At 51.9% G+C, this 16,796-nt stretch carries 17 protein-coding genes; 8 read left to right on the top strand and 9 right to left on the bottom strand.

Annotated elements, in window-relative coordinates:
- The 5 genes from OGX90_RS17540 to rfaD are packed head-to-tail and all read right to left on the bottom strand — an operon-like array spanning window position 1 to window position 5,260.
- On the bottom strand, window positions 1-1,014 hold the full coding sequence (locus tag OGX90_RS17540; protein ID WP_079934344.1) for a glycosyltransferase family 2 protein: 1,014 nt from the start codon (window positions 1,012-1,014) through the stop codon (window positions 1-3).
- A complete protein-coding gene (locus OGX90_RS17535) occupies window positions 1,007-2,290 on the bottom strand; it encodes an O-antigen ligase family protein (protein ID WP_234692492.1) in 1,284 nt (427 codons plus the stop codon). Before OGX90_RS17535 ends, OGX90_RS17540 begins: the two co-directional genes overlap by 8 nt.
- A gap of 16 nt (window positions 2,291-2,306) precedes the next feature.
- Window positions 2,307-3,275 carry a lipopolysaccharide heptosyltransferase RfaC gene (gene rfaC / locus OGX90_RS17530; RefSeq protein ID WP_103014674.1) on the bottom strand — a complete coding sequence of 323 codons (969 nt, stop codon included), beginning with the start codon at window positions 3,273-3,275 and terminating at the stop codon, window positions 2,307-2,309.
- A gap of 3 nt (window positions 3,276-3,278) precedes the next feature.
- Entirely contained in the window at window positions 3,279-4,325 is a 1,047-nt protein-coding gene (gene rfaF, locus OGX90_RS17525) for an ADP-heptose--LPS heptosyltransferase RfaF (RefSeq protein WP_286624392.1), read from the bottom strand.
- Between the two features lie 2 nt (window positions 4,326-4,327).
- A complete protein-coding gene (gene rfaD / locus OGX90_RS17520) occupies window positions 4,328-5,260 on the bottom strand; it encodes an ADP-glyceromanno-heptose 6-epimerase (RefSeq protein ID WP_003827312.1) in 933 nt (310 codons plus the stop codon).
- A 214-nt stretch (window positions 5,261-5,474) separates the two neighbouring features.
- On the opposite strand from rfaD, the gene kbl reads away from it, so the two are divergent.
- The 3 genes from kbl to OGX90_RS17505 all read left to right on the top strand — a co-directional run bounded on the left by kbl (window position 5,475) and on the right by OGX90_RS17505 (window position 8,926).
- On the top strand, window positions 5,475-6,671 hold the full coding sequence (kbl, locus tag OGX90_RS17515; RefSeq protein ID WP_003827313.1) for a glycine C-acetyltransferase: 1,197 nt from the start codon (window positions 5,475-5,477) through the stop codon (window positions 6,669-6,671).
- A 9-nt stretch (window positions 6,672-6,680) separates the two neighbouring features.
- Window positions 6,681-7,706, top strand: coding sequence for an L-threonine 3-dehydrogenase (gene tdh, locus OGX90_RS17510; protein ID WP_003024132.1), 1,026 nt, complete (start codon window positions 6,681-6,683; stop codon window positions 7,704-7,706).
- Window positions 7,707-7,888: 182 nt separating this feature from the next.
- Window positions 7,889-8,926, top strand: coding sequence for a glycosyltransferase (locus OGX90_RS17505; protein WP_048215306.1), 1,038 nt, complete (start codon window positions 7,889-7,891; stop codon window positions 8,924-8,926).
- On the opposite strand, the gene OGX90_RS17500 is transcribed toward OGX90_RS17505, so the two are convergent.
- Genes OGX90_RS17500 through gpmM form a run of 3 tightly spaced genes read right to left on the bottom strand, consistent with a single transcriptional unit; the run spans window position 8,927 to window position 12,703 of the window.
- On the bottom strand, window positions 8,927-9,862 hold the full coding sequence (locus OGX90_RS17500; RefSeq protein WP_086538645.1) for a divergent polysaccharide deacetylase family protein: 936 nt from the start codon (window positions 9,860-9,862) through the stop codon (window positions 8,927-8,929).
- A gap of 3 nt (window positions 9,863-9,865) precedes the next feature.
- Entirely contained in the window at window positions 9,866-11,125 is a 1,260-nt protein-coding gene (gene envC, locus OGX90_RS17495) for a murein hydrolase activator EnvC (protein ID WP_231504629.1), read from the bottom strand.
- Between the two features lie 33 nt (window positions 11,126-11,158).
- Entirely contained in the window at window positions 11,159-12,703 is a 1,545-nt protein-coding gene (gpmM, locus tag OGX90_RS17490; protein WP_234692493.1) for a 2,3-bisphosphoglycerate-independent phosphoglycerate mutase, read from the bottom strand.
- Between the two features lie 248 nt (window positions 12,704-12,951).
- Between gpmM and OGX90_RS17485 the strand changes: the two genes are divergently transcribed.
- The 5 genes from OGX90_RS17485 (at window position 12,952) to cysE (ending at window position 16,119) form a co-directional block, all read left to right on the top strand.
- Complete coding sequence (locus OGX90_RS17485; protein ID WP_003024148.1) at window positions 12,952-13,383, top strand: rhodanese-like domain-containing protein; 432 nt, start codon at window positions 12,952-12,954, stop codon at window positions 13,381-13,383.
- A gap of 52 nt (window positions 13,384-13,435) precedes the next feature.
- Entirely contained in the window at window positions 13,436-13,687 is a 252-nt protein-coding gene (gene grxC / locus OGX90_RS17480; RefSeq protein ID WP_003024152.1) for a glutaredoxin 3, read from the top strand.
- Window positions 13,688-13,733: 46 nt separating this feature from the next.
- Window positions 13,734-14,201, top strand: a complete 468-nt coding sequence (gene secB / locus OGX90_RS17475) for a protein-export chaperone SecB (RefSeq protein ID WP_003024155.1) — start codon at window positions 13,734-13,736, stop codon at window positions 14,199-14,201.
- The gene (gene gpsA, locus OGX90_RS17470) at window positions 14,201-15,220 is read left to right on the top strand and encodes an NAD(P)H-dependent glycerol-3-phosphate dehydrogenase (protein ID WP_008786462.1); all 1,020 of its coding nucleotides are present in this window, start codon (window positions 14,201-14,203) and stop codon (window positions 15,218-15,220) included. The genes secB and gpsA overlap by 1 nt, the downstream gene beginning before the upstream one ends.
- A 77-nt stretch (window positions 15,221-15,297) precedes the next feature.
- Window positions 15,298-16,119: a serine O-acetyltransferase gene (gene cysE / locus OGX90_RS17465; protein WP_003024160.1), complete on the top strand. Its 822-nt coding sequence runs from the start codon at window positions 15,298-15,300 to the stop codon at window positions 16,117-16,119.
- Window positions 16,120-16,301: 182 nt separating this feature from the next.
- Here cysE and trmL read toward each other — a convergent pair whose 3' ends face one another.
- The gene (trmL, locus tag OGX90_RS17460; protein WP_048237006.1) at window positions 16,302-16,775 is read right to left on the bottom strand and encodes a tRNA (uridine(34)/cytosine(34)/5-carboxymethylaminomethyluridine(34)-2'-O)-methyltransferase TrmL; all 474 of its coding nucleotides are present in this window, start codon (window positions 16,773-16,775) and stop codon (window positions 16,302-16,304) included.
- Window positions 16,776-16,796 lie beyond the last annotated feature (21 nt).

The following is a 16,796-nucleotide window of genomic DNA, read 5'->3' as shown; positions in this document are numbered from 1 at the left end:
TTAAAATCCCTTTCGCAAGAATAAGCTTTTGCAAGCAGATATTATCTTATATCTTGTTTCAGAAATAGAACGATCGATATGGGGATATTTCATCTTCAGAATTATTTTCTTCTTAACGATTTTCGTATCGCAGCATGCAAGTGCATTCTGAATGTCATTTAGCATACTCTCGCTATAGCGATAATAGCCTTTTTTCTTGCGTAACAGTTTACGTCCTTCGAGAAAGCAATTGATAATCATAAATGTCGCAACAGTACGCTTGGATCTATTTTCATTAATATAGTTATACATTTTTCGCATAGCAAAGAAGATGCTGTCAGCGTCACTATCAATAATGTTCTCGGTAATACTTTTATCGTTTACTCGGTAGTAATATAACTTATTCTCGATTTTTAGAATCTTATGGCATTTAAAATACTGGAATGGGCAAAAAATCATGTCTTCGTAGCGGCGATGTTCCTCGAACTTATCGCTACCAATGATATTGCGGTGAAAGATTTTTGTCATCAGATGCCATTGCCCTGCCTTGAATGTTGGTAATAGAGGGGCGTAATTGTCATCTGATAAGATTATTTCGCGCTGGGTAATGTTGTTTTCCATTTTCGGCGCGTTCTTATACAAATTGTTTATATCTCGAGTTAAGTTAAATTCGATGATGTCATATTTTTCGTCTCTTAACTTAGGCAGGAGAATTGTAAAATAATTCTGGCAGACAATATCATCACTGTCTACAAAGCCAATATATTTCCCTGTCGCATGAGCAAGCCCAACATTACGGGTGATTGCAACACCCTGATTTTTTTGACTTATATACTTAACGTTATGACAATCTTTTTCGCGGTAAAACGCATTTATACGCTCTTCGGTTAAATCCGTAGAGCCATCATTAACAATTATTACCTCCACATCATCTGTGATGCTCTGATGTATAGACGCCAACGTCGCTGTGATGAGTTCAGCGTTGTTGTATGTAGGTATAATAATGCTCAGTAAATAACCGGAAGCGTTAACCATGGCATCGTTCTCTTGTTGGATTCGAGCTCAGTACTGCTGCTACACATAACGCCAGCACGCTGCTCAGGGCTTCACCTTTGGCATATAATAATAAATCACTCAAGCCATAGACTGCGATAGCGCCTGAGACGACGGACAACAGAGGACTACGTTGCCAGTAAGCTATTAAAAACATGGCAGTATAGAGCAAGAGTAGCACAACAACACCAGGGATGCCTTTTAGTGAGAAGGTATCAACCATTTCGTTATGCAGGTGGACATCAATGAAGACCAGTGCCCCTTGCAGCGAGGTGTCCTGCACCGCAAGTCGCTGAATTTCTGCTCCGCGTTGTTCGAGTGACTGTCCCCAGTGGTGCACTTTCCCGGCTTCAATACCTGCCCGTTGCATCGCCAGTCTCGCGCCGATAGAAGTATTACTATTGTTTTGATTATAAGAGTGCAGATCAACCAGGAAGTTCTGATAGCGGCTTTCAATGACTGGTTTTAAGGGGATTGCAGCAGCCCCCACCAGTATTACAAAACCCAGCAGTGCCCTTAATAGCATGGTGCGGTTGTGACGATAGTACATCAGGAATAGGCCGACACTCAGGATCGGGTATACCAAAATAGCGGCTCGAGTTTGCGTTGTGATGATGACTGCCAGCGATATCAAAAAATGTAACAGATAGAGTGCAACGGTGTGTTTTAGACGCAGATTAATAATGGCCTGAGAGGCTAATAATGCAATTAGCGTCAGAGCGTAGGCTGTGCCGGTTTGGTGTTCAAAGCCCAGCGCAACACGGTAGGTCATAATATCTGGTGCCCCGGCGACCTCGTAGCCTGCGAAAAGATACAGACCTATTGCTGTAAGAATTGTCCAGATACTGGTGATGCGAGTTGTGTTGGCACATGGCTCTCGCGATGCCAAAGCGGTCATAACCAGTGCGGCAAAAATCATCACTTTGCCACCGTTCTGGTATGACCTATAGGCTCCGGTAAAAGCAGAGCCTGGCTGTTTGAATATTTCTACCCAAATAATCTGGAGTAAACCGAAGAGCAACAACATAACAGGTAAAACCAGGTTTTGTTTGTTACTGCACACATGTTTTATATTTTTTCCTATAAGCGGTAGAGATAGCGCCGTGGAGAAAATAAATACCTTCAGCGCTTCATCTGGATTGACCAACACCATCGCAAGCGTTGCCAGGATCCCAGCGTAAAATAAGAAGTATATAAAATCGAATGGATTATTTTTTATACTATAAATAAAGCGAGAAAACATGTGTTGGCGAAGCATGGTTCATCTCTTAAAGTTAAAGCAAATTATTATCAACTAGCGATATGTTGACTAAGTTAGCATCCAGGTCCTGCAATTTTCCGGAATGGCTTTGCTGTGTGTATTGATTCTTCCCATATCCCCCAATCAGTCCGGGGTCTGTTGGACCATACAACGTAATATTGGGGCGATCCAGTGCGGCGGTTAAATGGCTCAATCCTGTATCAACCGACACCACAAACTTTGCCCCCGCCAGAATGCGAGCCACATCTTCCAGACTCATTCGCGGCAGGACATCAACGTAGGGAAACCCTTCTGCCAGCCTTTTGGCGCGCTCTTCTTCATGAGGAGCACCCCAGGGCAGTTTAATACGGATGCCGGTATTATTTAACAGGCCAATAAGCTCCCGCCAGTTGGCTTCTGGCCAGTGCTTATCATCACGTGTCGTGGCGTGCAGAAATACAGCATACTGGCCTGCATCAGCCTTATGTTCATTCATAAAATGCTGCGCAATCGCGTAATCACCCTGCAACTGCGGTTTAGCATACCCCAGACTTTTGGCGAACAATTCACGCGTACGTTCTACCGCGTGCTGCTGTTTGGCTATGTGATGTTTGCGATTATAAAACAGACTCGCCAGCGGTTCGCGGGCTGTGCTCCAGTCCATACCATGCTTGATGCCACGTGCCAGACGTGTCACCAACGCGGCGCTCTTAACTAAACCCTGAGCATCGATTATTGCGTCATAATGCTGTAAACGCACCGCATCGTGAAACGCTTTACGCTCGGCTTTAATCGGCGCTGAAAACCAGGCTTTACGCCAGCGACGGATCGCTACTGGAATAACCCGGTCAACAGCTGAATGCCAGGAGGGGATTTGAGCGAACCCTTCTTCCACCACCCAATCAAATTGAATACCCGGAATAGCCTGCTGCGCATCGGTTAATGCGGGCAACGTATGCAGCACATCGCCCATAGACGACGTTTTAACGATCAGAACCCGCATCCGTCAGGCTTCCTCTTGTAACAACAGGTCGTTGAGTTCTTCCAGCACGCGCTGCGGCGTGATGTCAATCAGGCTCTGGTGATAGCCTTCTGCCGCATCGCCCTTACGCACTTTGTGATACCCCGTAATCAGGCGAATGACACGTGCCTTGTGGGAAAGCGGGGGCGTAAAGTCCGGGCTGCTTGGACCATACAATGCGACCAGTGGACGGTTCAGTGCTGCGGCCACGTGCATTAATCCAGAATCGTTGGTGACGACCGCTTTGCAGGCGGCGAGCAGAATGACGGCCTGTTCCAGCTGTGTTTCGCCCGCCAGATTACGGCACCAGGCTTGCTGTTCAGTGCTCAGCGTTGCCAGGATCTCATTGCCAGCTTCATGGTCTTTTGCTGAGCCAAACAGCACAATCTGATGGCCTTCATCGATCAACTGCTTCGCCAACTCTGCGTAGTGGTAATGTGGCCAGCGTTTCGCTGGACCAAATTCCGCACCTGGGCAAAAACCGATGATGGGGCGTTCGGCTGAAAGGGAGAACTGGCTACAGGTTAGCGATTTTTCACCCTCGCTGACCTGCAACTGTGGCCATAGCAGAGGCTGCGGCAAATCTGTGGCCGTCAGCATCACGCCTTTATCATAAGCCAGAGCCACATAGCGCTCGACCATCAGTGGCCATGCGTCTTTATCCAGTACGCGCGCATCGTTTAGCAGACCGTAGCGCATCTCGCCACGCCAACCGGTACGATGGGGAATACCCGCAAAGAATGGCACCAGAGCGGATTTAAACGAGTTAGGCAGCACATAAGCGCGGTCATAGCGCTTCTCACGCAGACTGTGGCCGAGTTTACGGCGCTCGCCGATCTCCAGCGCGCCGTGCCCCAACGGCATGGCGATAGCTTCGTTGACTTCTGGCATGCGCGACAATAACGGACGGCACCACGCAGGTGCCATCACGTCGATTATCGCCTGGGGATAGCGCGCCTTGAGCGTGCGATAGAGACTTTGCGACATCATCATGTCGCCCACCCAAGACGGGCCAACCACCAAAATTTTCATACTTACGCGTCGCGGTTCAGCCAGGCCATATATTCCGTGACGCCTTCGGCGACGGTTTTAAACGGCTTGTCATAGCCCGCTGCGCGCAGGTTCGTCAGATCTGCCTGGGTAAATGCCTGGTAGCGGCCTTTCAGTTTTTCCGGGAATGGAATGTACTCAATGCTGCCTTTTTTGTGGTACGCCAGCGTAGCATCGGCAACGGCCTGGAAAGATTCCGCACGACCTGTACCGAGGTTAAAGATGCCGGAAACCCCGTTTTCCAGGAACCACAGGTTTACCGCAGCCACGTCGCCTACGTAAACGAAATCACGTTTGAAGTTTTCACTGCCTTCAAACAGTTTTGGCGTTTCGCCATTGTTAAGCTGGGTGTTGAGGTGGAAAGCAACGCTTGCCATGCTGCCTTTGTGGCCTTCACGCGGTCCGTAGACGTTGAAATAGCGGAAGCCAACAATCTGCGAATTGGCTTCTGGCAGGATCTGACGCACGTACTCGTCGAACAGGAATTTTGAGTAGCCGTAGACGTTCAGCGGTTTCTCATATTCACGGGATTCGATGAAATCAGAAGTGCGACCGCCGTAGGTGGCGGCAGAGGACGCGTACAGGAATGGGATTTCACGCTCCAGGCAGTAGTGCAGTAGCTCTTTGGAGTATTGATAGTTGTTGTCCATCATATACTTGCCGTCCCACTCGGTGGTGGAAGAGCATGCGCCTTCGTGGAAAATCGCTTCGATATCGCCGAAATCTTCCCCGGCCATAATCTGGATCAGGAAGTCTTCCTTGTCCATGTAGTCAGCAATATTCAGATCCACCAGGTTAACAAACTTGGTGCCGTCTTTCAGGTTGTCCACCACCAGGATGTCGGTGATGCCTTTATCATTCAGGGACTTAACGATGTTGCTGCCGATAAAGCCCGCGCCGCCGGTAACGATGATCATAAATGTAACCTTCGAATTATGGAGTCAGAGACAATCTCAGACACGAATACTTCTATCATATCACTACATGGCTTAGGCTTCAGCCATTCACCGATAAGCCGTGCGGGTACACGTGATTTATGCTTCATTTTGAAGAAGTGATGATGCGTCATCTCGTATCAACGTATAGCTTTGGGTAATATGTGCTGAAATTTGCCCAGTCTGGAGAATTGAAATGCGTGGGGATTTTTACAAACAGTTAACGAACGATCTCGAAACCGCACGTGCGGAAGGATTGTTTAAAGAAGAACGCATTATTACATCTGCCCAGCAGGCGGATATTACCGTGGCGGATGGAAGCCACGTTATTAACTTTTGTGCGAACAACTATCTGGGGTTGGCTAACCATCCGGAACTGATTGCTGCGGCAAAAGCGGGTATGGATTCTCACGGATTTGGTATGGCTTCGGTTCGCTTTATTTGCGGTACCCAGGACAGCCATAAACAACTGGAGCAAAAACTGGCGGCATTCCTCGGTATGGAAGATGCCATCCTTTACTCTTCCTGCTTCGACGCCAACGGCGGCCTGTTTGAAACGCTGCTGGGCGCAGAAGACGCAATTATTTCCGATGCCCTGAACCACGCTTCTATCATTGATGGCGTGCGTCTGTGTAAAGCAAAACGTTTCCGTTACGCCAACAACGATATGGTGGAACTGGAAGCTCGCCTGAAAGAAGCGCGTGAAGCGGGCGCTCGTCATATCCTGATCGCCACTGATGGCGTGTTCTCTATGGATGGGGTAATCGCTAACCTGAAAGGCGTTTGCGATTTGGCGGATAAATACGACGCTCTGGTCATGGTTGATGATTCCCATGCCGTCGGTTTTGTCGGCGAAAATGGTCGTGGCTCCCATGAATACTGTGACGTGATGGGTCGCGTGGACATCATCACCGGTACGCTGGGTAAAGCACTCGGCGGCGCATCCGGTGGTTACACCGCAGCGCGCAAAGAAGTTGTTGAGTGGCTGCGTCAGCGTTCCCGTCCTTATTTGTTCTCCAACTCATTGGCACCGGCGATTGTTGCGGCTTCCATTAAAGTGCTGGAAATGGTTGAAGCTGGCAGCGACCTGCGCGATCGCCTGTGGGCGAATGCACGTCAGTTCCGCGAGCAAATGTCTGCCGCAGGCTTTACGTTAGCCGGTGCGGATCACGCGATCATCCCGGTTATGCTGGGTGATGCAGTAGTGGCGCAGGCATTCGCCCGCGAGCTGCAAAAAGAGGGGATTTACGTTACCGGATTCTTCTATCCGGTGGTTCCAAAAGGCCAGGCGCGTATCCGTACCCAGATGTCTGCGGCGCATACCCCTGAGCAGATTACGCGTGCTGTTGAGGCGTTCACACGCATTGGTAAACAACTGGGCGTTATTGCCTGAGGATGTGAAATGAAAGCGTTATCCAAACTGAAAGCGGAAGAGGGCATTTGGATGACCGACGTTCCTGAACCGGAAGTCGGTCATAACGATTTGCTGATTAAAATCCGTAAAACAGCCATCTGCGGGACTGACGTTCACATTTATAACTGGGATGAATGGTCGCAAAAAACCATCCCGGTACCGATGGTCGTTGGGCATGAATATGTCGGCGAAGTTGTTGGCATCGGTCAGGAAGTTAAAGGCTTTAAAATCGGCGATCGCGTTTCAGGCGAAGGTCATATCACCTGCGGGCATTGCCGTAACTGCCGTGGTGGACGTACTCACCTGTGCCGCAATACGACAGGTGTCGGTGTAAACCGCCCTGGCTGCTTTGCGGAGTACCTGGTGATCCCGGCATTTAACGCATTTAAAATCCCGGACAATATCTCCGACGACCTGGCGTCTATCTTCGATCCGTTCGGTAATGCAGTGCACACGGCGCTGTCGTTCGATCTGGTTGGGGAAGATGTGCTGGTTTCCGGTGCGGGTCCAATCGGTATTATGGCGGCAGCGGTCGCGAAGCACGTTGGCGCACGCCACGTGGTGATCACCGACGTTAATGAGTATCGCCTTGAGCTGGCGCGCAAAATGGGTATCACCCGCGCGGTCAACGTGTCGAAAGAGAATCTGACCGACGTGATGGCTGAACTGGGTATGACCGAAGGGTTTGATGTGGGACTGGAGATGTCCGGGGCGCCGCCAGCGTTTCGCGCCATGTTGGACACCATGAACCACGGTGGCCGTATTGCTATGCTGGGTATTCCGCCATCTGATATGTCCATCGACTGGACCAAAGTCATCTTTAAGGGGCTGTTTATTAAAGGTATCTACGGTCGTGAGATGTTTGAAACCTGGTACAAAATGGCTGCACTGATCCAGTCTGGTCTGGATTTGTCGCCGATCATCACCCATCGATTCTCCATCGATGAATTCCAGCAGGGCTTTGACGCGATGCGTTCAGGCCAGTCAGGGAAAGTGATCCTGAGCTGGGATTAACCGTATCCACCCTGTGGATTCTGTGTGTTGTCCCCGGATGTTGATTATCATTACCGTCCGGGGCTTTTTTGCTTCCTCCTGCCCGGCGCATTTTCCGCTAAAGAATTAATATTTTTTTCTGAAAATCTACCGCTTAATATGCTAAAAAGTGCCGATAACTCTACTGTTTGGCAGGATTTGATATGACCTATACCCCTGGTCTCCTGAGCGTCATTATGCCGCTTTACAACACGGGTGAGCCGTTCATTGCGTGTATGGATTCACTGATTGCGCAAACCTGGAAGAACCTGGAGATCATTATTGTTAATGATGGCTCTACGGATAACTCTGCGGAGCTTGCTCAGTCTTATGCGGATCGTTATCCGCACGTTCATCTGCTGCACCAGCGCAATGGGGGCGTTTCTGCGGCGCGCAATACCGGTATGAAAGTTGCCAGGGGGGAGTACATCGCGTACGTAGACGGCGATGATATTGCCTATCCGGAAATGTATGAAACGCTGATGAATATGGCGCTGAAAGACAACCTGGATGTTGCGCAGTGCAACGCTGACTGGTGTATTGCTGAGACGGGCCACACCTGGGCATCCATTCCTACCGATCGTATTCGTTCTACCGGCGTGATGACCGGGCCAGACTGGTTACGCAAAGCGTTAGCCAGCCGCCGTTGGCGGCACGTTGTCTGGATGGGCGTTTATCGTCATCAGACTATCCGCGACGCGGGGCTGACCTTCCTGTCTGGCCTGCACCACCAGGATATTATCTGGACAACGGAGTTTATGTTTAATGCGAAGCGCGCGCGTTACACGGAAGTCCCGCTGTACAAATACTTCCTGCACGGCGCATCTGTTAGCCGTCTGCCGCGCACCGGGCTGAAAAACCTCGCTTACCAGCGCCACTACATCAAAATTACCCGTCTGCTGGATAAGATGAATCACGACTACGCCGGACGCATTCCAATTTACCCGGAATTCAAACAGCAGGTGATTTACGAAGCGCTACGCGTTTGTCATTGCATACGTAAAGAGCCGGACGAGAAAATCCGCCAGCGCATGATTGCTGAAGTATTTGTATCGGGTATGTTCAAGCGTATGGTGAGTAATATCTGCAGCGTTAAGCTGGGTTATCAGGTGCTGTTGTGGGCTATCCGTTTTAGCCAGTGGCGCGATAAATCATTGACGCCGCGCCGCCTGGCCCATTTAACGCTGGATAGTAAAGACTGATTATTGCCAGCCCTGCCACTGCAGGCGCATATACTGCACCAGCGTGCTTTGGGAGATGCTTTCGCCGAGCACGCTGAAGAAGCGGCTGGCGTACACCGGCTCTAACGGCTGTTTCGGTTTGCATAATTTCACCCCGCGGAAAGGATTACGCGGAGCATCTGGCGTACCGTTCTTCGGTGGCGTGAGGTTTGGTCTGGAGGTATCCACCTGTGGTTCATTGAGCAAGCTGCTTGGGCGAACCAGCGTGATGTCGGCTGGCAGGCTATACAGCATCTGCTGCAGGACGCGAACCGTAGACGGGTGAGGGTGGCCAATGGCGATTGCGGAACCGTTGCGGCGCGCAAGCTCGACGGCACGATTAAACTGACGGCGAATATCGGCTTCGTTTTGTGTGTCATCCAGGAAGACTTTGCGTTTGATGACCTTCACACCGGTGCCTGACGCTGCGCGCATTGCCTGGCTGTTACCGATGGTCATGCTGTCCAGGAAGTAGAGGTCGTAGCGTTCCAGCGCCTGCATCACCTTCTGCATGCCGAAAAGACTGGATGTCATCGCGCTGCCCATATGGTTGTTCAGACCGACCGCATTCGGTACTTTGCTTACCGCGTCGCGAATGATCCTCTCAATCTCTTCGCTGCTCATTTCAGGGCGTAACGTGTCTTTCTCTAACGGCTGCTTGCTCAGCGGCGCCATTGGCAGATGGATTAAGACTTCATGCCCGCTGTTATGCGCTTTGATTGCCATTTCGCGCGCATGTGGGGCGTTAGGCAGAACGGCAACGGAGATGGTAGAAGGCATCGCCAGTACCTGGTTTTCAGTGTGTGGGCGATAGCCGAAATCATCAATGACGATGGCGAGTTTGCCAGCAAATACAGGTGTTGCGAAGGCCAGCAGACTGGCGAGAGAGAGTAGTAGACGACGAAATTGTTGTGGCAAAACTTATCTTCCCAACCACGGCTGTGGATTGACCGCCTGACCCTGGCGACGAATTTCGAAATAGAGTGCCGGCCTGCCCTGACCGCCGCTGCTACCCACAAGTGCTATAGGCTGCCCGGCGCGAACCTGCGTACCGACGCTGACCAGTGCGCTCTGGTTATAACCGTACAGGCTCATATCGCCTTTACCGTGTTCAACGACGACCACCAGGCCATAGCCCTGCAGCCAGTCCGCCAGAATGACACGACCATCGGCAATGGCTTTAACTTCGGTGCCCTCGGATGCACCAATAACCATCCCCTTCCAACGTAGCTCACCCTGCAGCTGTTCGCCATAACGATGTAACGTTGGACCACGAACGGGCCAGAATGCCTGACCGCGTGGCGAGCCCAAACCGCCGGTACGCGACATCAGTGATTTTTCACTTTCGGTCGGTTTATAGGTTGAGCCTTTTCGTGACGCATCCTGTTGCTTATCGCGCACGGCCTGCGCCTCGCGTGCTTCACGTTCCGCACGCGCTTTGGCTGCGGCTTCGGCACGGGCAATGCTGTTGCGCAGACGGGATTCGTTGGCGCGCATTTCGCCCAGTTGCTGTTGACCCTGTTGAATCGATGATTCCAGACTCGAAAGCGTTTTTTGACGTTCGTTACGTGCCTGTTCCAGCTTAGCCTGCTGAGCGCGCTGTTCGTACAGTAGCGTCTGCTGCTCGCTCTGCTTATCTTCCAGCTCGGCTTTTTGCGAGTCGACCTCTTCGCGGGTTTGTTTCAGTTGCGCGATGGTTTCCTGTCGCGCCTGGTTCAGATAGCCGAAATAGGCCTGCAGGCGTTGCCCACGCTGGCTTTCTTCACCGCTAAGAATGAGCTGAATGCCGGTGTGTTCGCCCTGGCGAAAAGCTGCGTCGAGTTGGGCTGCCAGGCTGCGTTCTTGCGCGGCCCGCTGTTTTTCCAGCTTCGCGAGTGCTGCGTTCATCTCTGCGATTTGCGCATTCAGCTGTGCCAGTGAGTTTTGCGTTTCGCGCAACTGCCTTGCGGCAACGGCGATGGCTTGTTCCTGAGCTTTAAGCTGAGCGAGGAGGGTGGCGCGTTGTTGTTGCTGTTGGCGTACCGCGCGTTCTTTTGCCGCGATATCAGCCTGAATAGATTTGAGCTGGTCGCGTTCGTCCGCGTGGGCGGAAAAGGCGCACAGCAATACGCCAGCGCTAAGCGCGCTGGCGTAGAACAAGGGCCTGACTGAAAACTTACGTGGTTTCACGGCCCGAGTGATGGTATTAATCGCCTTTCCCCTCATGGGGAGGGATTATTCCACGATGAACAGCGGCTTACCAGTCATCTCTTGCGGGATTTCCATACCCATCAGCGTCAGCATCGTCGGGGCGATATCAGAAAGTTTGCCGCCTTCGACTGCTTTAACGTTCTTGCCACCGACATAAATCAGCGGAACGGGCAGGTTGGTGTGCGCAGTGTGCGCCTGACCGGTGGACGGATCGCGCATCTGCTCTGCGTTACCGTGGTCTGCGGTGATCAGCAACTGGCCGCCAACGGATTCAACCGCTTTCGCGACCTGTTCAACGCAGTGATCCAGCGCTTCAACCGCTTTAACCGCTGCTTCCATCACTCCGGTATGACCAACCATGTCGCCGTTCGGGTAGTTACAAATGATGGTGTCGTATTTTCCGCTCTCAATCGCCGCAACCAGTTTTTCGGTCAGCTCAGCAGAGCTCATTTCCGGCTGCAGATCGTAGGTCGCCACTTTCGGCGAGTTGATCAGGATGCGATCTTCGCCTTTGAACGGCTCTTCTACGCCGCCATTGAAGAAGAAGGTCACGTGCGCATATTTTTCGGTTTCGGAAATACGCAGCTGCGTTTTGTCGTTTTTCGCCATCCACTCGCCAAGGGTGTTAGCCAGAGACGCTGGTGGGTAAGCAACCGCAGTTTTGATGTCGGCCGCGTATTCGGTCAGCATCACAAAGTTGAGGTTAACGACTTTCTTACGGGCGAAGCCGTCGAAATCAGCATTAACAAACGCACGAGTGATTTCACGCGCGCGGTCAGCACGGAAGTTCATGAAAATCAGCGTATCGCCGTCTTCCATGGCGGCTTCAGCCTGGCCTTCAGCACGGATCACGGTCGCTTTCACGAATTCGTCGTTTTCGTCGCGGGCATAAGCAGCCTGCAGGCCTTCAACCGCCGTAGCGAACTGGAACTCGCCTTTGGCCAACGTCATCAGGTCATAAGCCTGTTCAACGCGATCCCAACGGTTGTCGCGGTCCATCGCGTAGTAACGACCGATGATGGACGCTACGCGGCCTTTGCCCAGTGCGGCAAATTTCTCTTCGAATTTCTGCAGTGAATGTTCAGCGCTGCGCGGCGGGGTATCGCGGCCATCAAGGAAAGCGTGCAGATAGATTTTTTCCGCGCCGCGTTCAGCAGCCAGTTCTACCATCGCCATGATGTGATCTTCGTGGCTGTGAACACCGCCCGCAGAGAGCAGACCCATGATGTGAACCGCTTTGCCGCTATTTTTTGCCTGGTCGACCGCATTGGTCAGCACCGGGTTAGCGAAGAAAGTACGCTCTTTAATTTCTACATCCAGACGGGTCAGGTCCTGATACACGATGCGGCCCGCGCCCAGGTTGACGTGACCGACTTCGGAGTTGCCCATCTGGCGATCGGGCAGGCCAACTTCCAGGCCAGACGCATCAATCAGGGTATGCGGACGTTTTGCCCACAGGGCATCCATTACCGGGGTTTTGGCATTAAAGATGGCGTTATCCTGGCTGTCTTCGCGATAGCCATAGCCATCCAGAATCACCAGTACCATAGGTTTTTTAGAAACCGACATTGCGACAACCTCACACTTAATAGATAAAAATAATTGCGTAATTTTACTACAGCTGAATCGATAAAGTAGCCCCGGAAGATCAAATAATCGACCAGAGCGCGCCGCAGAGGGCGTGGTTTTAGGTTTTTTTTTCCGTAGCGCCCCGCAAAAATGCAATCCAATGCACGCTCTGGCTGTATTTGCGTCAACGCGCAGGTATACTCCTTTCCTGGTTTTTTTAATCACTGAGTCGGGAGTTGTTACCCCCCATGCAAGAAATTATGCAATTTGTTAGTCGCCACCCTGTATTGAGTATCGCCTGGATTGCGTTACTGGCGGCTGTATTATTTACCACGTTTAAGAGCCTGACTTCCAAAGTGAAGGTGATTACGCGCGGAGAAGCCACACGTCTCATCAATAAAGAAGACGCCGTTGTCGTGGATTTACGTCAGCGCGACGACTTCCGCAAAGGTCATATCGCTGGCTCCACGAACCTGCTGCCGAGCGAAATCAAAGCCAACAACTTTGGCGAACTGGAAAAACACAAAAACAAACCTGTTATTGTGGTTGATGGCTCAGGCATGCAATGCCAGGATTCAGCGACTGCGCTGATCAAAGCCGGTTTTGAGCAGGTGTCTGTACTGAAAGATGGCGTAGCGGGCTGGAGTGGTGAGAATCTGCCACTGGTTCGCGGCAAGTAATTTACCCGTCTTCTTTCATGCCGCAGGGTAAAAAGAACACTGGAGATAAGTCATGGCCAATATTGAGATCTATACCAAAGCAACCTGCCCGTTTTGCCATCGCGCAAAGGCGCTCCTGAACAGCAAGGGTGTGAGTTTCCAGGAGCTTCCGATTGACGGCGATGCCGTGAAGCGTGAAGAAATGATCAAGCGCAGTGGCCGTACTACGGTTCCGCAGATTTTTATTGATGCACAGCACATTGGTGGTTGTGACGACTTGTATGCGTTGGATGCGCGTGGTGGACTGGATCCGCTGCTGCGTTAAGGCGTACCGAAGTATTTAAAGGACAACACTAAAGGGTTTTCTCAACATGTCAGAACAAAATAACACTGAAATGGCTTTCCAGATCCAACGTATTTATACCAAGGATGTGTCTTTCGAAGCGCCAAATGCACCGCATGTTTTCCAGAAAGATTGGCAGCCAGAGGTTAAACTGGATCTTGATACCGCATCTACCCAACTGGCAGATGACGTGTATGAAGTAGTGCTGCGTGTCACCGTAACGGCTTCCCTGGGTGAAGAAACTGCGTTCCTGTGCGAAGTTCAGCAGGGCGGTATTTTCTCCATCAGTGGTATTGAAGGGACTCAGATGGCGCATTGCCTGGGCGCATACTGCCCGAACATTCTGTTCCCGTATGCCCGCGAATGCATCACCAGCCTGGTTTCACGCGGTACGTTCCCGCAACTGAACCTTGCGCCGGTCAACTTTGATGCGCTGTTCATGAACTATTTACAGCAGCAGGCTGGCGAAGGTACTGAAGAACATCAGGATGCCTGATGAACCAAAGTAATGCTTCAATGACTGTGATTGGTGCCGGCTCGTACGGCACCGCTCTTGCCATCACCCTGGCAAGAAATGGCCATCAGGTTGTCCTGTGGGGCCATGATCCTAAACATATCGCGACTCTCGAGCACGATCGCTGCAACGTCGCGTTCCTTCCTGATGTGCCTTTTCCCGACACGCTGCGCCTGGAAAGTGATTTAGCCACTGCACTGGCCGCCAGTCGTAATATTCTGGTGGTGGTGCCGAGCCACGTCTTTGGCGAAGTGCTGCGTAACATCAAACCATTGATGCGTCCTGACGCACGACTGGTCTGGGCGACAAAAGGTCTGGAAGCGGAAACAGGGCGTCTGCTGCAGGACGTCGCGCGTGAAGCGCTGGGGGACTCAATTCCACTGGCGGTTATTTCCGGCCCGACTTTCGCCAAAGAGCTGGCTGCGGGCATGCCGACGGCGATTTCTCTGGCCTCGACGGACGACACTTTTGCTGACGATCTCCAGCAGTTGCTGCACTGCGGCAAAAGCTTCCGCGTTTATAGCAACCCGGATTTCATTGGCGTGCAGCTTGGCGGCGCGGTGAAAAACGTCATTGCCATTGGTGCGGGGATGTCTGACGGCATCGGTTTTGGCGCGAATGCACGAACCGCATTGATCACCCGTGGGCTGACCGAAATGTCTCGTCTTGGTGCGGCGCTGGGGGCCGATCCTGCCACCTTTATGGGGATGGCGGGTTTAGGCGATCTGGTGCTGACCTGTACCGACAACCAGTCGCGCAACCGTCGTTTTGGCATGATGCTCGGCCAGGGGATGGACGTGCAGGGTGCGCAGGACAAGATTGGCCAAGTGGTTGAAGGCTATCGCAATACGAAAGAAGTTCGTGAATTGGCGCACCGTTTTGGTGTTGAGATGCCAATAACCGAGGAAATTTATCAAGTATTGTATTGCGGAAAAAACGCGCGCGAGGCAGCATTGACGTTATTAGGCCGTGCACGCAAGGACGAGCTGAGTCGCCACTAGCTGTAAGGAACTGTTGAATATAACGACCCGATCCGCGAAGAACGGATCGGTCGTTTTGCTACCTTCTGGAGTACGCAATGCCGTGTGAAGAACTGGATATCGTCTGGAAAAACATTAAAGCGGAAGCCCGGGCACTGGCGGAATGTGAGCCAATGCTGGCCAGTTTTTACCACGCAACGCTGCTCAAGCATGAAAATCTCGGCAGTGCGCTAAGCTATATGCTGGCGAATAAACTCGCTTCTCCAATCATGCCCGCCATTGCGATTCGCGAAGTCGTAGAAGAGGCCTACGCGGCCGATCCTGAAATGATTGCCTCAGCGGCCTGCGATATTCAGGCAGTACGCACGCGTGACCCGGCTGTCGATAAATATTCCACTCCACTGCTGTATCTGAAGGGCTTTCATGCGCTTCAGGCCTACCGTATCGGTCACTGGCTGTGGCATCAGGGGCGTCAGGCGCTGGCGATCTTCCTGCAAAATCAGGTGTCCGTTACCTTCCAGGTAGACATTCATCCGGCGGCAAAAATTGGCCGTGGGATTATGCTCGATCACGCCACCGGTATTGTGGTGGGTGAAACCGCCGTAATTGAAAACGATGTCTCTATTTTGCAATCCGTTACGCTTGGCGGGACCGGTAAAGCCGGCGGTGATCGTCATCCAAAAATTCGTGAAGGGGTGATGATTGGCGCGGGCGCAAAAATTCTCGGCAACATTGAAGTCGGACGCGGCGCAAAGATTGGCGCAGGTTCGGTCGTGCTACAGCCCGTACCGCCGCATACCACCGCCGCAGGCGTTCCGGCACGCATCGTCGGTAAGCCAGACAGCGATAAGCCGTCCATGGATATGGATCAGCATTTCAATGGGATACATCATACGTTCGAATACGGCGATGGAATCTGATTTCCGAGCTATCTTACTTGTCATCTTGAACCCGGGCTGTGCTCGCCATCCTCACGTACTACGTATACGCGCAGGTCGGCAAGCGCAGTCCGTGTCCAACCTGACTGCGCCGATAACGCTCGAAAAATAACGGTAAATTCTTTCGTAGGTCGGATAAGGCGTCAGCCACCATCCGACAAAAATCAACTACGCAATATCGCGCCGGGATAACCTAACTGGCGCCAGGCCTCATACACCACCACCGACACCGCATTCGACAGGTTCATGCTGCGACTGTCCGGCATCATCGGAATACGAATTTTTTGTTCGGCAGGTAGCGCGTCGAGGATGCTGGCTGGCAGACCGCGAGTTTCCGGGCCAAACATCAGATAATCCCCATCCTGATAGCTTACCGCGCTATGCGCTGGAGTACCTTTGGTGGTCAGGGCAAACAGACGTTGCGGATTTTCTGCGGCGACGAAGGCGGCGTAATCAGGGTGGCGTAGCACAGCGGTAAATTCATGGTAATCCAGCCCCGCGCGACGCAGGCGCTTGTCGTCCCAGGTAAAGCCCATTGGCTCAATAATATGCAGACGAAAGCCGGTGTTGGCGCAAAGACGGATAATATTGCCGGTATTTGGCGGGATTTCTGGTTCGAATAAAACGATGTTTAGCATGCTGCCCCCTTAAGTACGGGG

This window comes from Citrobacter sp. Cpo012 (assembly GCF_030333015.1).
GTDB classification, from domain to species: domain Bacteria; phylum Pseudomonadota; class Gammaproteobacteria; order Enterobacterales; family Enterobacteriaceae; genus Citrobacter; species Citrobacter portucalensis.
This window is presented reverse-complemented; position numbering and strand designations above follow the sequence as displayed.